General features: G+C 62.8%; 18 protein-coding genes and 1 pseudogene. 10 read left to right on the forward strand and 9 right to left on the reverse strand.

What is annotated here, in order from left to right:
* A pseudogene (arsH, locus tag H1204_RS37230) lies at window positions 1–761 on the forward strand (arsenical resistance protein ArsH).
* Window positions 762–833: 72 nt separating this feature from the next.
* Here the strand turns inward: arsH and H1204_RS37235 are convergent.
* From H1204_RS37235 to H1204_RS37245, 3 genes are all read right to left on the reverse strand, one after another.
* Window positions 834–1091 (reverse strand): DUF2934 domain-containing protein, encoded by a 258-nt coding sequence (locus H1204_RS37235; RefSeq protein ID WP_180733694.1) that lies wholly within the window; start codon window positions 1089–1091, stop codon window positions 834–836.
* 75 nt (window positions 1092–1166) lie between these two features.
* A complete protein-coding gene (locus H1204_RS37240) occupies window positions 1167–2156 on the reverse strand; it encodes a 2-hydroxyacid dehydrogenase (RefSeq protein WP_180733695.1) in 990 nt (329 codons plus the stop codon).
* Window positions 2157–2169: 13 nt separating this feature from the next.
* Window positions 2170–3537, reverse strand: coding sequence for an MFS transporter (locus tag H1204_RS37245; protein ID WP_180733696.1), 1368 nt, complete (start codon window positions 3535–3537; stop codon window positions 2170–2172).
* A 118-nt stretch (window positions 3538–3655) separates the two neighbouring features.
* Between H1204_RS37245 and H1204_RS37250 the strand changes: the two genes are divergently transcribed.
* Window positions 3656–4807 (forward strand): citrate/2-methylcitrate synthase, encoded by a 1152-nt coding sequence (locus H1204_RS37250; protein WP_180735168.1) that lies wholly within the window; start codon window positions 3656–3658, stop codon window positions 4805–4807.
* Between the two features lie 14 nt (window positions 4808–4821).
* Here H1204_RS37250 and H1204_RS37255 read toward each other — a convergent pair whose 3' ends face one another.
* Together H1204_RS37255 and H1204_RS37260 are read right to left on the reverse strand one after the other, a co-directional pair.
* Window positions 4822–5463, reverse strand: coding sequence for a DUF1109 domain-containing protein (locus tag H1204_RS37255; RefSeq protein WP_180733697.1), 642 nt, complete (start codon window positions 5461–5463; stop codon window positions 4822–4824).
* Window positions 5460–6005, reverse strand: a complete 546-nt coding sequence (locus H1204_RS37260; RefSeq protein ID WP_085954667.1) for a sigma-70 family RNA polymerase sigma factor — start codon at window positions 6003–6005, stop codon at window positions 5460–5462. The genes H1204_RS37255 and H1204_RS37260 overlap by 4 nt, the downstream gene beginning before the upstream one ends.
* Window positions 6006–6320: 315 nt before the next feature.
* On the opposite strand from H1204_RS37260, the gene H1204_RS37265 reads away from it, so the two are divergent.
* The 3 genes from H1204_RS37265 (at window position 6321) to H1204_RS37275 (ending at window position 8059) form a co-directional block, all read left to right on the forward strand.
* On the forward strand, window positions 6321–6959 hold the full coding sequence (locus H1204_RS37265) for a cytochrome b/b6 domain-containing protein (RefSeq protein ID WP_180733698.1): 639 nt from the start codon (window positions 6321–6323) through the stop codon (window positions 6957–6959).
* A 20-nt stretch (window positions 6960–6979) separates the two neighbouring features.
* Window positions 6980–7756, forward strand: a complete 777-nt coding sequence (locus tag H1204_RS37270; RefSeq protein WP_180733699.1) for a molybdopterin-dependent oxidoreductase — start codon at window positions 6980–6982, stop codon at window positions 7754–7756.
* Between the two features lie 69 nt (window positions 7757–7825).
* Entirely contained in the window at window positions 7826–8059 is a 234-nt protein-coding gene (locus tag H1204_RS37275; protein WP_180733700.1) for a pentapeptide MXKDX repeat protein, read from the forward strand.
* Between the two features lie 61 nt (window positions 8060–8120).
* Here H1204_RS37275 and H1204_RS37280 read toward each other — a convergent pair whose 3' ends face one another.
* Window positions 8121–9182 (reverse strand): class I SAM-dependent methyltransferase, encoded by a 1062-nt coding sequence (locus H1204_RS37280; protein WP_180733701.1) that lies wholly within the window; start codon window positions 9180–9182, stop codon window positions 8121–8123.
* Between the two features lie 201 nt (window positions 9183–9383).
* Here H1204_RS37280 and H1204_RS37285 point away from each other — a divergent pair, with 201 nt between their 5' ends.
* Together H1204_RS37285 and H1204_RS37290 are read left to right on the forward strand one after the other, a co-directional pair.
* Window positions 9384–9803 carry a MarR family winged helix-turn-helix transcriptional regulator gene (locus tag H1204_RS37285; protein WP_180733702.1) on the forward strand — a complete coding sequence of 140 codons (420 nt, stop codon included), beginning with the start codon at window positions 9384–9386 and terminating at the stop codon, window positions 9801–9803.
* 91 nt (window positions 9804–9894) lie between these two features.
* Window positions 9895–11205 carry a chloride channel protein gene (locus tag H1204_RS37290; RefSeq protein ID WP_180733703.1) on the forward strand — a complete coding sequence of 437 codons (1311 nt, stop codon included), beginning with the start codon at window positions 9895–9897 and terminating at the stop codon, window positions 11203–11205.
* 7 nt (window positions 11206–11212) lie between these two features.
* Here H1204_RS37290 and H1204_RS37295 read toward each other — a convergent pair whose 3' ends face one another.
* The 3 genes from H1204_RS37295 to H1204_RS37305 all read right to left on the reverse strand — a co-directional run bounded on the left by H1204_RS37295 (window position 11213) and on the right by H1204_RS37305 (window position 15395).
* The gene (locus tag H1204_RS37295) at window positions 11213–13639 is read right to left on the reverse strand and encodes a glucose/quinate/shikimate family membrane-bound PQQ-dependent dehydrogenase (protein ID WP_180733704.1); all 2427 of its coding nucleotides are present in this window, start codon (window positions 13637–13639) and stop codon (window positions 11213–11215) included.
* 237 nt (window positions 13640–13876) lie between these two features.
* Window positions 13877–14419 (reverse strand): ureidoglycolate lyase, encoded by a 543-nt coding sequence (locus tag H1204_RS37300; RefSeq protein ID WP_180733705.1) that lies wholly within the window; start codon window positions 14417–14419, stop codon window positions 13877–13879.
* Between the two features lie 31 nt (window positions 14420–14450).
* On the reverse strand, window positions 14451–15395 hold the full coding sequence (locus tag H1204_RS37305; RefSeq protein WP_180733706.1) for a LysR family transcriptional regulator: 945 nt from the start codon (window positions 15393–15395) through the stop codon (window positions 14451–14453).
* A 187-nt stretch (window positions 15396–15582) separates the two neighbouring features.
* Here H1204_RS37305 and H1204_RS37310 point away from each other — a divergent pair, with 187 nt between their 5' ends.
* The 3 genes from H1204_RS37310 to H1204_RS37320 all read left to right on the forward strand — a co-directional run bounded on the left by H1204_RS37310 (window position 15583) and on the right by H1204_RS37320 (window position 18912).
* Entirely contained in the window at window positions 15583–16266 is a 684-nt protein-coding gene (locus tag H1204_RS37310; RefSeq protein WP_180733707.1) for a DUF2848 domain-containing protein, read from the forward strand.
* A 5-nt stretch (window positions 16267–16271) separates the two neighbouring features.
* A complete protein-coding gene (locus H1204_RS37315) occupies window positions 16272–17627 on the forward strand; it encodes an amidase (RefSeq protein WP_180733708.1) in 1356 nt (451 codons plus the stop codon).
* Window positions 17628–17745: 118 nt separating this feature from the next.
* Entirely contained in the window at window positions 17746–18912 is a 1167-nt protein-coding gene (locus H1204_RS37320) for a branched-chain amino acid ABC transporter substrate-binding protein (protein WP_180733709.1), read from the forward strand.
* The last annotated feature ends 37 nt before the right edge of the window (window positions 18913–18949 follow it).

The raw sequence follows: 18949 nt of genomic DNA on the forward strand, positions 1-18949 counted from the left end.
ATGCTGAGCGATCTGCCGAACATCAGCGCTTCACATCTCGAAACGCCGCAGCTTGAGAAGTTGACACCCGCGACTGCATCGACGCATCCGCCGCGCATCCTGCTGCTTTATGGATCGCTGCGGGCCACGTCGTACAGCCGGCTGCTTACGCTCGAAGCCGAGCGCATCCTCCGACATTTCGGCGCGGATACACGCATATTCGATCCTCACGGCCTGCCGCTCGCCGATAGTGTCCGGCAGATCATCCGAAAGTCGTCGAACTGCGCAAACTGTCGGAGTGGTCCGAGGGGCAGGTATGGTGCAGCCCAGAGCGTCACGGCAATCTGACGGCCGTGTTCAAGAACCAGATCGACTGGCTGCCGCTCGAAAGCGCGGGAATACGGCCGACGCAAGGCCGCACGCTCGCTGTCATGCAGGTGTGTGGCGGCTCGCAATCGTTCAATGCGGTGAATGCGCTGCGCGTGCTCGGCCGCTGGATGCGGATGGTGACGATCCCTAACCAGTCGTCGGTTGCGAAGGCTTATCAGGAGTTCGATTCCGACGGCCGGATGAAGCCCTCCGCCTACTATGACCGCGTGGTCGACGTGATGGAAGAGCTGTTCAAATTCACGTTGCTTGTCCGGGATCGTTCGGACTATCTGACCGATCGCTATAGTGAACGGAAGGAGGCAGCGCCCGCGCCGGCGAGCACGCTTGCCAGCGCGGCGATGCGACACGAAACCAGTTCGAATTCCGATACCGACGACAGCGAAACGGAATGAGCGCGGCCACGTTCATGCGTGAAGAGATACGCGAGTGCCCCTTCAGTCAGTGACGATTTCACTTCGCGTTAGTCACCTCGTCCGCTTCGCGCGCGGCTTGCCTGCCGCATCGCCTTCCTGCGGGTCTTCGCTTTCCAGTTGTCGCTTGTCGGATTGCTCGATCGGCGGCTCGATGGGCGCATCGTCCGCGCCCTCGGCTTCGATCTGCCGGCGTGCCGTATCCCAGTACTCGTCGGCATGTTTCTTGGGATCGTCGTCCCGCTCCCAAAGTTGATACGCACGTTCGCGAATCCGTTCGTCGGTGCTGCGTTTGCCATCATATTCAGCCATGTCGTTCTCCCGGGATCAATAGCGCCTTGGCATTGAGCATTCGCGATGCCTGATCCCGGCACGACGTCGGCAGTTTCATCCGATACTTTCGACGGCGGCATCGACCCGGTTGTCGTGCCTGCCGCGCGGGCCAGGTAGCCCGAAATGCCTGGCAAGCGTATCGACGACGTTCTCCGCCATGCTCCGCCGCGTTTCGCCCGTCGCCGAGCCGATATGCGGCGTCAACACGACTCTGCGATCGCGTATCAGCGCTTCGGGAACGACGGGTTCGTGCTCGAAAACATCGAGGGCCGCGCCCGCAATGCCGTCTTGCGCGAGCGCTGCAATCAGCGCCGCCTCGTCGACCACAGGCCCGCGCGAGATGTTCACGAGATACCCGCGAGGTCCAAGCGCATCGAGCACAGCTGCATTGACGAGATGATGCGTGGAAGGAGAAAGCGGGCAGGTCAGAATCAGCATGTCGCAATCGCGCGCGAGGCGGACGACGTCGTCGTAGTACGGAATATCGACCGGCTTCCGGCTCGGACCGAAATACGCGAGGCTTGAGCCGAATGCCTGCAGACGCTGCGCGATTGCGGACCCAATCGTCCCGAGTCCGACGATCCCGACCTTCATGCGCGAGATCGAACGTCCAAGCGGATATTGTCCATGCTCAGGCCACGTTCCTGTACGGACGAAGGCATCCGCGTTGATGAAGTCGCGGGTGACGGCAAGCGCAAGACCGACAGCCGCATTCGCGACGTCTTCGGCCAGAATGTGCGACGTGTTTTCGATTGTGATGCCGCGCGACCTGGTTGCCTGCACGTCCAGATTGTCGAGACCTGCGCTGTAGCTCGAAATGATCTCGACAGCAGGCACGGCGTCGAGAAATGCTGCATCGATCTTCGTCTTGCGCAACGCAATGCCGCGCACTTCATGGCCATGCTTTGCCAGAAACGCGGCGGCGGCGTCGGGATCTTTCGGCAGATCGAGCACATTGAATAGCGCCCTGAGTTCCGCGTTGGTCCACTCGGGCAATTCCGCGGCGTTGAGTATGGTTGGCTTCAGCGTGTCCGGTTGTTGCATAGCTTGATTTCCATTAAGTGCCGGGCGTGCGCATCTGTACGCGCTTGATATTGCCCATGAACAGCAGGTAGACGACAGCCGCGACGAGGCAGTGCGCAGCGACGAAGTAGAGCCCGACCGTATAGCCGCCCGTTGCCTGCACGATGTAGCCGAACGCGATCGGCGTGACGATGCCGCCGATGTTGCCCACGCAATTGAAGATCGCGCCCGCAAGGCCAACCGCTTCACGCGGCGCCGTGTCGCTGACGATGGCCCACGTGCCCGCGCCCGCAGCAGTGCCTTTGCCGAAGAACGCGAGCGTCATCAGCAGCACGATCAGGAGATTGCTCTCGGTGAAGGCGGACAGCACGAGGCAGCAGCCTACCAGCATGCCGACGATATACGGCGTCTTGCGCGCCCACGAAACGCTCCAGCCGTGACGGATGAGCATGTCGGAGATCGCGCCGCCCGCAATGCCGCCGAGAAAGCCGGACACGGCGGGAATCATCGTTGCGAAGCCCGCTTCCATGACGTTCATGCCGCGCGCCTGCACGAGATAGATCGGGAACCACGTGATGAAGAAATAGCTCAGCGCGATGGTGCAGTACTGGCCGATATACGAGCACCACAGCATCCGGTTGCCTAGCAGCGTCCGTACGAGCGCCCACGACACGGCAGGGCGCGCCTGCAGTTCGTGTTTCGAGTCGATGTCGATCATCGCGCCGCCTGCAATGATGTGATCGAGTTCGCTCGACGATACGCGCGGATGGTTGCGCGGCTCGTGCATGACGACGGCCCACAGGCCAGCCGCTGCAATGCCGATGAGTCCGAGCGCGATGAACGGCGACGGCCAGCCGAACTTCCCCGTGAGCCAGCCCGCGAAAGGCGAGAAGATTGCCACCGCGAAGTAGGAAGCGGAAGCGAACAGCGATGTCGCGAGCCCGCGCTCTTCCTTCGGGAACCACATGACCGCGACGCGGCCGTTTGCCGGGAAGCTCGGTGCCTCGATCAGGCCGAGCGCGAAGCGCAGCGCAAACAGCAGCGCAAGTGCAACGGAGACATCCGACGTGACATTGCCGATGAAGCCGACCAGCATGGTCGCAATCGACCACAGAATGAGCGTCGCGCCATACATCTTCTTGGTGCCGAACCGGTCGAGCAGCAGGCCGCCTGGAATCTGACCTACCACATACGCCCAGCTGAATGCCGACAGCACATAGCCCAACTGCACGTAATTCAGGCCGAATTCCTTCGCGATGCCGGGCCCTGCAATCGATAGGATCGCGCGGTCTGCATAGGCGACCGTCGCCAGCAGCAGGATCGTTGCGAGGATCGAGTAGCGCGTGCGCGTCATGCGCTCCGATGCCGTCGATATATACTGGGTCGTTCGCTGTGAAGCCATCGATATCTCCTCCTTGGTGCGCGTCGTGCGGATCTTCTTGGTGTGTTTATGTTTTGCATTAAACCGGCGGCACCTATGACCGTCAATCTTGATTGAGTCAATCAACGTGAAGAACTGGATGACACAGGAGGAGGCGTGCGCGGCGCTCGGCGTGCGCAAGCAGACGCTCTACGCCTATGTCAGCCGCGGTCAGATCGAGGTGCGCTGGGACCCGGATCACATCAGCCGCAAGCTGTATCGTGCGTCGGATATTTCGATGCTGATGAAAAAGCGCGACCTTGGGCGCGCGCGCAAGAACATCGCGGCGAGCACCATGGCGTGGGGCGAGCCCATCATCAATACGCATATCTCGACCATCGTTCGTGGCAGGCTGTATTACCGCGGCAAGGACGCAATCCAGATGGCCGCGACCGCGACGCTGGAGGAAACTGCGCAACTGTTGTGGGATTCGGCCGAACGGCCCCGCTTTCCGGCTTCCCAACCGGTCAGGGTGGAAGGTTCCACCAGAGCGCGTGTCTTTGCCGCGATGAGCATGGCGGCGGCTGAGGGCGGGTCGGTTCATGCGCCGGACGTCGAGCGCTTGCATGAGGACGCGGCCCGCCTGGTCGGCCATCTCGCGAGTGCGTTTGTCGGGCTTGATTCGGACGAGGGGCCGCTGCATTTACGCATCGCGCGTGCATGGCGGGCTGAGCGGCACGCGGAATTGTTGCGTCGCACGCTCGTGCTGCTCGCGGATCAGGAACTGACCAGCTCGGCGTTTGCTGCGCGTGTTGCTGCGTCGACGGGGGCGTCGCTTGGCGCGTGCATGCTGGCGGGACTCGCTGCGTTCTCCGGGCCGCTGCACGGCGACGCGATTGCACGCGTGCATGCGTTGATCGACGATGCGCGTCAGTCGGGAGCCGGGCAGACCGTGCGGCGCCGACTCGCCGATGGCAAGTCGTTACCCGGTTTTGGACATGAGCTTTACCCGCAAGGCGACCCGCGAGCGGCCTGTTTGCTGTCGATGTTGGCGCCGTCGCAAACGACGAGCGAGCTGATCGCTTGCGTGGACAGCTTGACGGGCAAGCAGCCCACTATCGATATCGCGCTTGCCGCGCTCGTCGAGCATGGCGAGCTGCAAAGAGACGCGGCCTTCGCGCTGTTCGCGATCGCGAGAAGCGTAGGCTGGGCCGCGCACTCCATCGAACAGATGACGGGCGGCAGCCTGTTGCGTCCACGCGCACACTATGTCGGGCCTGCCGTCGCCGAAGGAGAAGGCCACGAAGCCTGAGCCCCGCGCCTTCCCTACCAGCGCAACAGCTTCGGCCCCAGCCACGCGCCGATGCCCGCGGGCAGCAACATTCCGATCGCGTACCACACGCTCCAGAACGCTGGGCTCATCTCCGGGCAATGCAGGCAATACACGATGGTCGCAGTGGAACTCGCAAGCAGCCCGGCGACGGCGCCCGCGAGCCGCAACTGCGTCGGCGCAAGGGACTTGACGGCCCAGAACACGGCAGGGAACGTCGGCACCGACAGCAGCACGATGTTGAACGGGCACGTGCGCCACGTATGACCGAGCACGATCGGCAAGCGCGTGCCGGGCGCCGCGCTGTCGAGCACCATCATGCTCGCGATCCACACCGCGACAAACGGCAACGCGATGATCGCCCATGAATAGCCCGCACGCGCGCCCGGTCGGCCGAGCCGCATCACGGCGAGCATCGCGCCCACCGCGATGGCGAGCGGATACGCCATCTTCGCCCAGAAGATCGTGGTGCGCGCGATGCTGCCCAGATCGTGCCGCACGCCGAACACCACGCTCATCAGGATCAGCGAGCCCAGCGCGCCGAGCAGCAGCGCCTTGGTGAATCGGCGCGCAACGGCGCCGCGCTCGATACGCGGCACCTGGTTCGACAGGAGGCCAATGAGATCGTCGGTCTTCATCGCAGCCCCCGAATGAGCGCTGACAGCGCCTTGAGACCCCTGTGCACGCCGACCTTCACGGCCGATTCCGACAGGCCCGTGATGCGCGCCGTCTCCGTCACCGACAGGCCTTCGAGCTTCATGTGAACGATGGGCAGCCGCTGCTTGTCGGGCAGATGTTCGAGCAGCTTGCCGATGTCGTGACGCGCCTGAGCGGGTTCGTCGTCGGTGTCGGCGAGCAGTTCGGCGTAGTCGTCGAGCGGATCGTTCAGGGACTCGCGGCGTGCGCGCGAGCGGAAGAAATCCATCAGCTTGTAGCGGGCGATCGCGTGCAGCCAGGCGGTCAGCGGTTCGTCCGGACGATAGGTGTGACGCGCATTGTGCACCGCGAGCAAAATCTCCTGGACGAGGTCTTCGACGTCGTCGCGATAGTTCGGAATGCGCCTGCGCAGAAAGCCGCGCAAGTGCCGCGTAAGTGCCTGCAGAAAGCTGCGATAGGCGTCGGCATCGCCGTCGAGACCGCGGACGAACAATGCTTTCAGGCGGCTTTCCGCTTCTTGCAACTTGACTCCCTCATTGGCAGAACGGCGGGACGACGGGCCGTGCGCGTGGCTCGCTGCCGCAGCGAGCGGGGCGCTGAGCTTCAGATCGAGCGTTTCGGCATAGCCGAAGCCGTGATGCGCCACTATAACGCGGTCGTCGTCCATCGTCGTCACCCGCCTCCTTTACCGGGTTAATTCGCCCTTTTTCCGCTTCCGGTTACACCGTGTGAAAAGGTTTTTGCGAACCGGGTGAATTGATCGCAAAAGAGCGCGAGGCTGTAACCAATCCCGTGTCGCTAGCGAATTGACGAGTAACAGACCGTCATGGTGATCGACATGGACACGATGAAAGCGACCCTCACTCCGGCGCGCGAAACCGCACCGCGCAATGCACCGATTCATCCGATCTGGCTGCGCATCACGCATTGGCTCAATGCTGTCGCCGCACTCGTGATGATGTTCTCCGGCTGGCGCATTTATGACGCGTCGCCGGTGTTTCAACAAATCGTGATTCCGCCGTCGATTACCCTCGGCGGCTGGCTTGGCGGCGCGCTGCAATGGCACTTCGCGGCGATGTGGCTGCTGGTGTTCAACGGCATCGTGTATCTCGCGCTGAACATCGCGAGCGGGCGCTTCGTCTCCAAGTTCTTCCCAATCTCGCCGCGCGCCGTGCTGCGCGACTTCATCGCCGCATTGAGCGGCAAGCTCTCTCACACGGATTTGCGCCAGTACAACGCGGTGCAGAAGCTCGCGTATCTCGTGGTGATCGTCGATCTCGTGGTGCTCGTGCTGTCGGGGCTTGCGATCTGGAAGTCGGTCCAGTTTCCGCTGTTGCGCGAGCTGATGGGCGGCTACGACAACGCGCGCATCGTTCACTTCTGCGCGATGGCCGTGATGGCGGCGTTCGTCGTCGTGCATGTCGCGATGGTCGCGCTCGTGCCGCGCTCGCTCCTGACCATGCTGCGCGGCCGCTGATTTCCGCACGAGGACACGACATGAAGACCGACGACAAACCCATCATCAAGCTCGACCGCGCAGCGATTCTCGCGGATGCGCGCCGCGAACTGGATATGCCTTCGCGCCGTCTGTTCGGCAAGCGCCTGTTGACCTTGGGCGGCCTGTCGCTGCTCACAGGCTGCTCGATCACCGACGACAAATCGGTCAACGCATTTCTGACTGCGGTCTCACGGCTGAACGATCGTGCGCAGGCGTTCCTGTTCGATCCGAAGCAGCTCGCGCCCACCTACACCGAAGCGCAACTCACGCGGCCCTTTCCGTTCAACGCGTTCTATGGCATCGACGACGTGCCCGAAGTGAACGGCAGCGATTATCGGCTGAAGGTGAGCGGTCTCGTGACGGGGCAACGCGTGTGGACGCTGCCCGAGTTGTACGCGCTGCCGCACGCGGAGCAGATCACGCGGCATATCTGCGTGGAAGGGTGGAGCGCAATCGGACGCTGGGGCGGCACGCCATTCGCGGAGTTTTTGCGCCGCGTCGGCGCGGATACGAGCGCGAAGTATGTCGGCTTCCGCTGCGCGGACGACTACTACGAGAGCATCGACATGCCGACGGCCCTGCATCCGCAGACCTTGCTCACGTTCGAATATGACGGCCAGCGTTTGCCTGCGAAATACGGCTATCCGATGAAGCTGCGGATGCCGACCAAGCTCGGCTACAAGAACCCGAAGCATATCGTCGAGATCTTCGTGACCAACACCTATCCCGGCGGCTATTGGGTCGATCAGGGCTACAACTGGTTCGGCGGTTCCTGAGCGCAGTTCTGCTTTTTTCCGGTTCCGGTCATGCCGGATACCACTTTTAACCCACGAAGGAGATGAGCAATGAAACGACTGATGACGGCAGTATTCGCAGCAGCGATGGCGTTAGGCACGACGGCTGCATTCGCGCAGGCAAGCGGCGCGATGGCAAACGACGCGATGAGCAAAGACAGCATGTCGCACGACACGATGAAAAAGGACAACATGTCGCACGATTCGATGAAGAAGAGCAACAAGATGAAGAAGCACGACGCGATGGGAATGAATCATCCCGCATCGGGCGCGATGTCGCAGTAAGCCGGCGCCAGCCAGACAAGCCGGGCGTGCGTGCGCGCCCGGCTTATTTCGTATGGGCCGTTCAGGCCTGCGCCTGAAAAACCAGATTGAACGGCGTCTGCGTCGCGCGCCTGAAGCGCGTGAAGCCGCCCGCCGTTACGACTTCCCTGAGCCGCGCTTCGCCCGCCTGCGCGCCGAGCGCTTTTCTACCTTCCTGCGACAACGACGCGCCCGTGCAGATCATCGTCGATGCCGAATAGAACACGCGCCCGATAGGGTTGAGATTGTCTTCGAGCCGGTCGTTCGCAAAGGGTTCGACGATCATCCACGTGCCCTCGGGCTTCAGCGATTGCAATACATGGGCCGCCGCGCCCGTCGGGTCGCCCATGTCGTGCAGGCAATCGAAGAATGCGACGAGATCGTAGTCGCTTCCCGGGTATTGCTGCGCGCTCGCGATTTCGAACGTGACGCGTTCGCTGAGACCCGATTCATCCGCGAGTTCGCGTGCTCGCTGCACGGACGGTTCGTGATAGTCGAAGCCGACGAAGGTTGCGTCCGGATAGGCTTGCGCCATCAGCATCGTCGATATGCCGTGGCCGCAGCCGACATCCGCGACTTTCGCGCCGCGTCCCTTGAGCACAGCTTCGACACCGTTCAAAGCGGGAATCCACTCGTCGACCAGATGCGCCGCATAGCCCGGACGAAAGAACCGCTCGGTGCCCTTGAACAGCGATGGATGATGCTGATGCCATCCGACGCCCAGCCCTGTGCGAAATGCGCCTTCGAGCTTCGGCAGGCTGCGGAACATCGCTTCGGCGCAATCGGCGAAACCCGGAATGAACGTCGGGCTGCCTTCTTCGGCAAAGCACATCGCCATTTCGTTTTCGAGCTGGTAGCGGGCGGTATCGGCATCGTAGCGAATGAAGCCTGATGCTGCCTGCGCCGCAAGCCATTCGCGCACGTATCGCTCGGCGAGGCCGGCGCGGTCGGCGACCTGTTCCGAGGTCATCCAGCCCTGTTCGGTCATCGCCTTGTACAGGCCGAGCCGGTCGCCCAGCGCGATCAGCGGCGCCGACGCGATCGCGCCGAACTCTCCAACCATGCGCTCCATGAAGTCCTGCACTTTCTGTTCGTCGTATTGCACGTGCCACCTCCCTGAAGAAGGCAGAATTGATATGACGAAAAGAGCGTCCCGTCGATGCTTGCGTTTCGCCGACTTCGCCCATGCAAAGTATAGATACTCAAAAGACAGATGAAAGGCAAAGTCCATGTGACGGCGGGCGATTCGATCGTGTGTATGATCCCGCGAACATCACCGTGTCTTCATCCTTCACCAGGACTTCAGATGAGTTCAAGCAGGCAGTCCAAACGCGACCTTCCGGGCAAACAGGATCTGGAATCGATGTCGGTATTCCGTTACGAGCTGCGCAAGTTCTTGCGCGTGTCGGAAGAGATCGCCAGCGCGGCGGGCATCACGACGCTGCAATATCAATTGCTGCTGCATGTGCGCGGTTTCGAGGGGCGGAACTGGGCCACTGTCGGCGAACTGGCGGAGCGTCTGCAGGCCGCGCCGAACGGCACGGCGGCGCTCGTGTCGCGCTGCGAATCGGCCGGTCTCGTGACGCGCAAGCCTGACGCCGAAGATCGCCGCCAGGTGCAGGTGCACCTGACGCCGAAGGGCGAGCGCTGCCTGCTCAAGCTCGCGGCGGAGCACAAGGCGCACTACGGCTCGTTTGGCTGGGTGTTCGACGGCACGGGTGAATAAGCTGTTACGCGCGGGTTGTACATGTCGAAACGGAGGATTGTGCATTTATGTCACAATGTGCCTTATCTTGCTTTAGACACACTGACGCCCGATGCGCATTCCCGTACTTCTCGACCGACGCGCGTTGCTGCGCGGCAGGCGGCTTTGGCTGCATTACGGCGTGTTCTGGCTCGGCGCGGTCGCGACCGGCCTTGTCGCCGTCATGTATGCGCGGCTGATCGATTTCGGCTACGACACGTTTCTGCGCTATACGACGAAGTTCTGGTGGCTGCCGCTCGTGCTCACACCCGCAGTCGGGGCGCTCGGTGTCTGGATCACGCGGCGCTTCTTCCCGGGCGCTGAAGGCAGCGGTATTCCGCAAGTCATCGCGACGCTGCACGAAGGGCGCGACCTCGGCCCGCGTCTGCTGAACCTGCGCATTCTGGTCGGCAAGATCGGTGTGTCGTTTCTGTCGATTCTCGGCGGATTCACCATTGGACGCGAAGGGCCGACCATCCACGTTGGCGCTGCGCTGATGTTCAGCCTGCGGCGCTTCTATCCGGCCCGCTTGCGCAATTTGCGCGGCGTGGGCCTGGAGCGAAAACTCGCGCTGGCGGGCGCGGCTGCGGGGCTGTCCGCGGCATTCAATGCGCCGCTTGCGGGCGTCGTCTTCGCCATCGAAGAACTGACGCGCAGCTTCGAAACGCGAACCAGCGGCGTCCTGATTACGGCGATCATCTTCGCGGGCGTCGTCTCGCTGGGCTTGCAGGGCAACTACACGTACTTCGGCACGATCGACATCGACGGGCATTTTCCCGATCTGCTCGTGGTTGCCGTCGTGATGCTGGGCGTCGTGACGGGCGTGGCGGGCGGCGCGTTCTGCTGGCTGCTGCTGAACACCGACCGCTGGATGCCGGCGCGGCTCGTGGCGTGGAGAAAGGAACATCCGATAGCATTCGGCGCGGCGTGCGGCCTCTTCATTGCGGTGATAGGTGTCGCTGCGGGCGGTCACACGTTCGGCAGCGGCTATGCCGAAGCGCGTGGCATGCTCGAAGGCAATTCGCAGCTTGGCGCGAGTTATCCGCTGCTGAAGATGGCGTCGATGGTCGGATCGTATCTACCTGGCGCGCCGGGCGGGTTGTTTGCCCCTTCGCTGGCGATCGGCGCGGGCATCGGCAACGCGCTGCATCTGGTGTTCGGGCAAATGCAACTGCCGATGCTGATCGCGCTCGGCATGGTCGGCTATCTCGCGGCCGTCACGCAGAGTCCTATTACCGCGTTCGTGATCGTGATCGAGATGATCAACGGACACGCGCTGGTGCTGTCGCTGATGGCGACTGCGCTCATTTCCAGCCAGGTGTCGAAGCTGTTTGCGCCACCGCTTTATGAAGCGCTGGCGCAGCGGTACCTCACGAAGCCGTGAGCGTGCATCACTTGTTTGGCAGTGCATACGCGATCACGTAATCGCCGAGCTTCGTGCCGAACGACCCATGCCCGCCCGCGGCGATCACCACGTACTGTTTGCCGTTCGCTTCATAGGTCATCGGCGTGGCCTGGCCGCCAGCGGGAAGCCGCGCGCGCCATAGCTCTTCGCCCGTGTCGGTGCTGTAGGCGCGCAGATAGTTATCGGCTGTCGCGCCGATGAAGAACACGTGACCTGCCGTCGTCATCGGACCGCCCAGCATCGGCATGCCCATCTTGAAGGGCAGCGGAATGGGCGCGCTATCGCGAACCGTGCCGATGCGCTTTTTCCATACCACCTGGTTCGTCTTCAGATCGAGCGCGGCCACGTAACCCCATGCTGGCTGCTTGCAGGGCAAGCCGACCGGCGACAGAAATGGATTCAGCTTCACGCCAAACGGCACGCCATATTGCGGCTGGATACCCGATTCCGTGCCCGTGCCGCCCTGGCCGTTCTCGGGCGGCTGAATCGGGTTGTTCGGCCCGCGCGCGACGAGCGTCGATACGAACGGCAGCGCGATCGGGTTGGCGATTGCCAGTTGCCGGTCGGTATCGACGGCAAGACCGCCCCATTCGAACATGCCGAGATTGCCCGGAAAAACCAGCGTGCCGTTTTCGGACGGCGGCGTGAATGGACCTTCGTAGCGCAGCCGGTGAAAGAGCACGCGGCACGCGAGCTGGTCGAACATCGTTGCGCCCCACATGTCGGCGCCCGTCAGGTTCTTCGCGGGCCGGAAGGTCAGTTGCGAGTACGGCTGCGTCGGCGACACATGATCGCCTTCGGCCGCGCCTTGCGGCACGGGCTGCTCGGGCGCGGGCACGATCGGCGTGCCCGTGCGGCGATCCAGCACGAAGATGTTGCCCGTCTTCGCGGGCGCGTAGATCGCGGGCACGACGTTGCCGTTGCGGTCGGTGATGTCGGCGATGGTTGGCTGCGCGGGCAGGTCCATGTCCCACAGATCGTGATGCACCGTCTGATAGAACCACGCGAGCTTGCCCGTCGAAGCATTCAGCGCCAGCACCCCGCTCGCGTAACGCTCATACAGCGCCGTGCGATCGCCGCCCCAGATGTCGGGCGTCTTCACGCCCATCGGCAGATAGACGAGGTCGAGTTTCGCGTCGTAGGCGGCGGGTGCCCACGAGTTGGGAGAATTGAACGTGAACGTGTGCTGGTCGTCGGGAATCGCGTTCGGTGTGGCCGAGCCTGAATCGAACACCCACACGAGCTTGCCCGTTTCGACGTCGAAGCCGCGTATCACGCCGGACGGCTCGCGGGTCGAATAGTTGTCCGTCACCGCTCCCGCCATGACGATGATCTTGTCGGTGACGACAGGCGGCGACGTTGGCTCGTACTGTCCCGCCGTCGTCACCGGTTGCAGATGCTGCAAGTCGAGGTCGCCGTTGCTGCCGAAGCCGGCACACCGCTGTCCCGTTGCGGCATCGACTTCGAACAGATGGCCGTTGTTGACGGGCAGTATCACGCGGCGCGTGCACGCGGGCAACGCGCTTCGCGCGGCTTCGTCCTTCGCGGCGGCGGCCGCCGCCGTCTCGTGATACGACACGCCGCGGCAGGTCACGTGCTGGAAGCTCGGGTCGGTTTTCAGGCCCGGATCGAAGCGCCATTTTTCCTTGCCTGTTGCGGCGTCCAGCGCGAACAGGATCTGATGCGGCGAGCAAAGATAAAGCATGTCGCCGACCTTCAGAGGCGTGACTTCGTCGGTGATTTCAACGGGGTCGTTGGGGCCTTTCTTGTCGCCTGTCTGGAAGGTCCACGCGACTTGCAGATCTTTAGCGTTCTCCTGGTTGATCTGCGTGAGCGGCGAATAGCGGGTGCCTGCTTGCGTGCGGCCGTATGCCGTCCAGTCGCCGGGGTTCGAGTCGGATTGCGTCGGCGACACGGCCGCGTTTTCCGCGACCTTGCCGTTGATCTCCTGCGGGTCGTTGAATGCCGCATACGCGAGCGCGACGCCTGTGAGAACGAGGCACACCACGAGCGCAACGGCGCCGCCGTGCCGCGCGGACGCGTCAAACAAACGGAAGACGAACGGCAACAGCAGCCAGATGCCGAACAAAACGAGGATATCGGTGCGGGGCGCGAGCGCCCAGAAATCGAAGCCCGCTTCGAAGACGGCCCATATGAGCGTGCCGATCAGCAAGAGCGCATAGAGCGACAACGCGAGCCCGTTGCCGCGATGGATCAGCCACGCGACGGCGAGCAGAACGATGCCGGCAACGATGTAATAAGGTGAGCCGCCTATCGTGACGAGCCAGATGCCACCTATCAGCAGATACAGGCCCGACAGCACGGCGAAGAGAACAGTCAGCCATGCGATGACAGGTGGCGACGTGTGTCTCAACGGGTCTTTAGACGCGTTCGCTTTGCTCTCGTTGTTCATGCTGTCAGCCTCCTGTTCGTGCTTCACGGCGCGTTGCGCGTGCGACGCTCAACCTCTATCGCGTAGCAACATGCGGACCTGAACGCTTATGCGAAGTGGATCAGTGCGGAAGGCGATGCGGCGCATGCGTCCTGTTGACTCGACTTATCGTGCACCGTGTCGCGATGTATCGCAAGCAAACAGACATTACGCAAAACTTTCTGGAGGCGTGATGCGTGCGATTGCACGCGAACACATTCAGGCCGCGCTGAATTCGAGCGTGCGCGTGTCGATCGTCCTGATGACGCTTTCGCATGCAGGTGCGCCCGTCTTCAGATGGACGACGAGATCGTAGGTCGTCGAAGAGCGCGTGAGCATCAGACAGGTGGACTCTGTGTTCGCGACACGCGTTGCGTGCCAGACATTAGGCCGCATGCAAAGACCCTTGCCGACGGGAATCTCGAATGCGCGCAGCGAGTTCAGGTCCGGCTCGCCGTCTTCGAGCGAGGTCGCGACGATATGCACGACGGGCGCCGTCAACGGCACGATAGCCTGCTGCGTCAGTCGATGCAGTTCGAGTGCTGAGATCTCTGCGCTGCGATTGCGGTACACGACCCAGAGTATTTCGGTTTCGCCCGGCGTGCCCGTATCGAACAGATGCTCACGCCAGAAATCCGACGCCGGGCTGACGAACGCGGGCGCGTCGCCGTCCGTGCGTACGGGCTTGCCTAGCATCCAGCCGTACGGTTCACAGCGGTCCGCTTCGAGCGGTTCGATCGGAATGGAAAGAGCGGTCAGCATGTCGGCGTACTCGTGTTGATGAATGGATCGGTCAGGCATGCGAGATGGCGTCGTCCGATGGCGGGAACAGCGCGAACTCCGGTCCATGCTTCAGGCTGAAATCGAGCACGACGTTCAGCGCGAGCCGTGTGATCGACTCGGCAAGCAGGCTGTCGGGCGTGCGCCGATACGCGGCGACCAGCGGCAATGCGGGCACGCGGTGCGTGACTTGCAGCAGTTGCAGCTCACCTGCTTCGAGTTCGCGCATCACGAACGCGGGCGGCAGCACGGCAATGCCGAATCCGTCGACAACCAGCCGGATGATCGCCGCCACAGACGAAAGACAATTGATCTGCACCTGCACGTCCCCGCTAGCCGCGAACAGCCCCGTCAGAAACTCATGCGGCGGCGAATGACGCGCGAAGCTGATCACGGGATACGCGGCCAGTTCGGTTTCAGTGAGCGCCTGCGCGGACAGATTGAGCGCAGGGCTTGCCATCCAGCGCATCGGAAGACTGCCGAGCGGAACGTTCGTCATGTCTGCCCCGGCGACGCTCGTCGTTTGAAACGAAACATCGATATGGCCATTCGCCAGTTGAGCGGAGAGGTTCGCGGATGTGTCGCTGGTCAGCTCGATCACGAGGTTCGGATACTCGTCGCGGATGCGCTTGAGCAGATCGGGCAGCCACGTATGCACGATCGACTCGATCGCGCCGAGCCGCAGCAGGCCCGACACCTTCGAGCGATCGCCGACGCTCGCGAGCATCGCCTGATTCAGCTTCAGCATCTGTTCGGCGAACGGCAGCGCTTTGCTGCCGTCCTGCGTGAGCGTCGCTTCCTTCGAACCGCGCTCGAAGAGCCGTACGCCGAGTTCCTGTTCGAGCGCGGAAATGCGGCTCGAAATGGCTGCCTGGGTCGCGTGCAGCCGCTCGGCCGTCAGCCGGAAGCTGCGCAGCCGCGCCAGCCAGACAAAGGTTTCGAGAAATCGCAGATTCATTCACAACCCTGACGAGGCAAGCACGAATGGCTCAGTGTAGCGCCGCGTCCCGCCTTGGGTGACAAGAAAAATTTCAACCGGGCGACAACTTTAATTTGTTGGACACGCTCGGCGCACGCGCCAAAACTTCGCAGCACATGCCCATTGATGAAAGGGCAAACACACTGTCAAACCAGAGGACGTTGCGATGAAGAAAGTGTCATGCGAAATCGAAGGCGGACTGCACATCGAAGTGAGCGCGAGCCGTCTCGTGATTGCGGGCTGGGCGGGGCGCGACCCTGCCGAGGTCGAGCATCATATTCGCGAGCTGGAAGCGATCGGCGTGCGCAGGCCGTCGAGCGTGCCATGCTTCTACGAAGTCGCGCCCGCCTTGCTGACGACGGCGGACAGCATCGAAGTGATCGGCGAGCATTCGTCGGGCGAAGTGGAAGTCGTGCTGATCCAGACGCAAGAGGATGGCTTGCTGGTCGGCATCGGTTCGGATCATACCGACCGCAAGGTCGAAGGCTATGACGTTGCCGTGTCGAAGCAGATGTGCGCGAAGCCGCTCGGCAGAACACTGTGGCGCTATGCGGACGTGGCCGCGCATTGGGACGCGCTGATTGCGCGCAGCTGGCGCATCGATGCGAGCGGCGAGCGTATCCGTTATCAGGAAGGCACGCTTGCGCGCCTGATGCATCCCGAGCCGCTGATCTGGCGCGCGTTCGGTTCGACCTCGATGATTCCCGAGACCGTGTTGTTCTGCGGCACGCAGCCCGTGCTCGGCGCGCTGATGCCCGCCGGTGCGTACGAACTGGAGTTGCACGATCCTGTGCTTGGACGCAGCTTGCGGCATCGCTATAGCGTCGATGCGCTTGCGCATACGGAGTGATGGCGATGCGCACCATTCGTGAATCCGGCAAGGCGCTTGCGGCCAGAAAGCGCTCGGCAGGCGAACTGCTCGACGCGAGCCTTGCGGGCATCGACGCCGACCTCGCACGAGGCGGATCGACCTACACGCATATCGACCGGGTGGCGGCGCGCGAAGCAGCCGCCAGCAGCGACGCGTTTCGCGAGCGCGGCTACGTGCCTTCCGCACTGGCCGGCGTGCCGGTTTCCGTGAAGGACCTGTTCGACATCAAAGGACAGGTGACGACAGCGGGCTCGCGGATACTGCGCGACGCGACGCCGGCCGTGCGCGACGCTGCCGCCGTGGCGCGTTTGCGCGAGGCGGGCGCGGTGTTCGTGGGCCGCACCAATATGAGCGAGTTCGCATTCTCCGGGCTCGGGCTGAATCCGCACTACGGAACGCCGCTGAATCCGGCTCATGCGGAGCGTCTTGCGGGCGGCTCCAGTTCAGGCGCGGCGGTGTCCGTCGCGCTCGGTCATGTCGCCGCCGCGCTCGGCACCGACACGGGCGGCTCGGTCCGCATTCCCGCCGCGTTCTGCGGACTGGTCGGTTTCAAGCCGACCGCGCGACGCGTGCCGCTCGACGGCACCATGCCGCTGTCGACGTCATTCGATTCGATCGGGCCGATTGCGCGCAGCGTCGACTGCTGCGCGCTGATCGACGGCATTGTCTCCGGCCAGGCGCTCGACACAGCGCCGCGCGCACTCGCAGGACTTCGGCTGGGCGTCACGTCAGACTACGTGGCTGACGATCTCGACGAGACCGTCAGCACCGCGTTCAATCGTGCGATCGGCATGTTGCGGCGCGCGGGGGCTTCGGTGGAGCGCTTTGCGTTTCCCGAACTGCATGAGGTCGCGGGCCGCTATCCGCTTGCCGGCATCACGGCGGCGCAGGCGTGGGCGTGGCATCGCGAGCACGTCGCGCGCGATGCCGATGGGTACGACCCGCGCGTGCTCAAGCGCCTGCGCGCGGGAGAAGGGCGCAGCGCCGCCGACTATATCGATCTGCTTGCCGCACGCGAGCGCGTCGTGCGCGACACGCGGGCGCGCCTTGCGAGATTCGATGCGTGGCTGATGCCGACTGTCGCCATCGTTCCGCCTGCCATTGCGAGCGTCGAAAGCGACGACGAGGCGTTCTCGTCGACGAATGCGAAGGTGCTGCGCAATCCCGCTGTCGTGAACTTCATGGACGGCTGCGCGCTGACGCTGCCTTGCCATCGCGAAGGCGAATTGCCCGTCGGCCTGTCGATCTGCGGGCCCGCGCTCGCCGATGCAGCGATTCTCGCGATAGCGCGCAGCGTTGAAGCGTTACTCACGCATAGCGAGGCAGTCGTGACCGCATAACGTTTGTTTATCGGCAGCAAAAAGAATTTCTCGTTGGACGCGCAATTACGGCGAACGAATACTGGATTTCAGGCGCGATGAAAACGTCGGCGCGCTTATTCAGACCTTTACCGCATTCATGACCAAAGTGAGGCAGTCCGTGAATCAAACTTTTCGCTCATTAGCTGGTGTCGTTGCGCTGGCGGCTCTTCAGACATCCGCGCATGCCGCCGATGCCACTCCCGCTGTCGTGCTGATCGGCCACGCGGCGCCCCTCACCGGGCAACTCGCGAATATGGGCAAGGACAGCGAAAACGCTGCGCGCCTCGCCGTCGACGAGATCAACAGTCAGCACCCTGTGATCGGCGGCAAGCCGGTACGTCTGCAACTCGACTCACAGGACGATGCCGCCGACCCGCGCACGGGAACCCAGGTCGCGCAGAAACTGGTCGACGAAGGCGTGGTGGCCGTGGTCGGCGATATCAACTCGGGCGTGTCGATTCCCGCGTCGCGCATCTATAGCGAAGCGCAAGTCGTGCAGATTTCGCAAGGCTCGACGAATCCTGCTTACACGCAACAGGGTTACAAGACGACGTTCCGCGTCGTGGCGACGGATGCCTTGCAGGGACCGGCACTCGCGCGTTACGCGCTCAACTCGCTGCACGCAAAACGGATTGCCGTGATCGACGATTCGACAGCGTATGGACAGGGGCTTGCCGACGAGTTCGTGAAAGCGGCGAAGGCGAACGGCGGTACGATCGTCGCGCGCGAAGCGACCAACGACAAGGCCACCGACTTCCGCGCGATCCTGACCAAGATCAAGGGGCTGCGTCCCGACGCCATCATGTATGGCGGCTCCGATGCGACGGCGGGACCGCTGGTGAAGCAGGCGGCGAATCTCGGCATGACGGCGAGCGTGCTCGGCGGCGACGGCGCGTGTACGGACAAGATGGTGAGCCTTGCGGGCGATGCGATCGGCAACCTTGTGTGCTCCGAAGCGGGACTCGCGCTCTCGAAGATGCCCAAGGGGCAGGAGTTCGATCGTCGTTACACCGCGCGCTACAAGGTGCCCATCGATGCGTACGCGCCATTTGCGTACGATGCCGTCTACGTCATTTACGACGCCATGAAGCGCGCCAATTCGACCGAGCGGGCCAAAGTTCTGGCTGCGATGCCCGTTACGCAGTATGACGGCGTGATCGGTAAAATCGCATTCGATATGCACGGCGATCTGAAGGACGCGGCCATTACGATTTATCAGTTCAAGGACAAGAAGAAGACGGTAATGGATGTGATTCGAATGTGAAATCGAGTCCGCGCATTGCGCGGATAAGAATTACCGT

The organism is Paraburkholderia sp. PGU19, from assembly GCF_013426915.1.
Classification (GTDB): Bacteria; Pseudomonadota; Gammaproteobacteria; order Burkholderiales; family Burkholderiaceae; genus Paraburkholderia.

Coding starts and splice junctions, on each gene's coding strand:
- H1204_RS37235 (WP_180733694.1), bottom strand. CDS start 1,091: ATGGCTGAATATGATGGCAAACGCAGCACCGACGAACGGATTCGCGAA.
- H1204_RS37240 (WP_180733695.1), bottom strand. CDS start 2,156: ATGCAACAACCGGACACGCTGAAGCCAACCATACTCAACGCCGCGGAA.
- H1204_RS37245 (WP_180733696.1), bottom strand. CDS start 3,537: ATGGCTTCACAGCGAACGACCCAGTATATATCGACGGCATCGGAGCGC.
- H1204_RS37250 (WP_180735168.1), top strand. CDS start 3,656: ATGACACAGGAGGAGGCGTGCGCGGCGCTCGGCGTGCGCAAGCAGACG.
- H1204_RS37255 (WP_180733697.1), bottom strand. CDS start 5,463: ATGAAGACCGACGATCTCATTGGCCTCCTGTCGAACCAGGTGCCGCGT.
- H1204_RS37265 (WP_180733698.1), top strand. CDS start 6,321: ATGGACACGATGAAAGCGACCCTCACTCCGGCGCGCGAAACCGCACCG.
- H1204_RS37270 (WP_180733699.1), top strand. CDS start 6,980: ATGAAGACCGACGACAAACCCATCATCAAGCTCGACCGCGCAGCGATT.
- H1204_RS37275 (WP_180733700.1), top strand. CDS start 7,826: ATGAAACGACTGATGACGGCAGTATTCGCAGCAGCGATGGCGTTAGGC.
- H1204_RS37285 (WP_180733702.1), top strand. CDS start 9,384: ATGAGTTCAAGCAGGCAGTCCAAACGCGACCTTCCGGGCAAACAGGAT.
- H1204_RS37290 (WP_180733703.1), top strand. CDS start 9,895: ATGCGCATTCCCGTACTTCTCGACCGACGCGCGTTGCTGCGCGGCAGG.
- H1204_RS37295 (WP_180733704.1), bottom strand. CDS start 13,639: ATGAACAACGAGAGCAAAGCGAACGCGTCTAAAGACCCGTTGAGACAC.
- H1204_RS37300 (WP_180733705.1), bottom strand. CDS start 14,419: ATGCTGACCGCTCTTTCCATTCCGATCGAACCGCTCGAAGCGGACCGC.
- H1204_RS37305 (WP_180733706.1), bottom strand. CDS start 15,395: ATGAATCTGCGATTTCTCGAAACCTTTGTCTGGCTGGCGCGGCTGCGC.
- H1204_RS37310 (WP_180733707.1), top strand. CDS start 15,583: ATGAAGAAAGTGTCATGCGAAATCGAAGGCGGACTGCACATCGAAGTG.
- H1204_RS37315 (WP_180733708.1), top strand. CDS start 16,272: ATGCGCACCATTCGTGAATCCGGCAAGGCGCTTGCGGCCAGAAAGCGC.
- H1204_RS37320 (WP_180733709.1), top strand. CDS start 17,746: ATGACCAAAGTGAGGCAGTCCGTGAATCAAACTTTTCGCTCATTAGCT.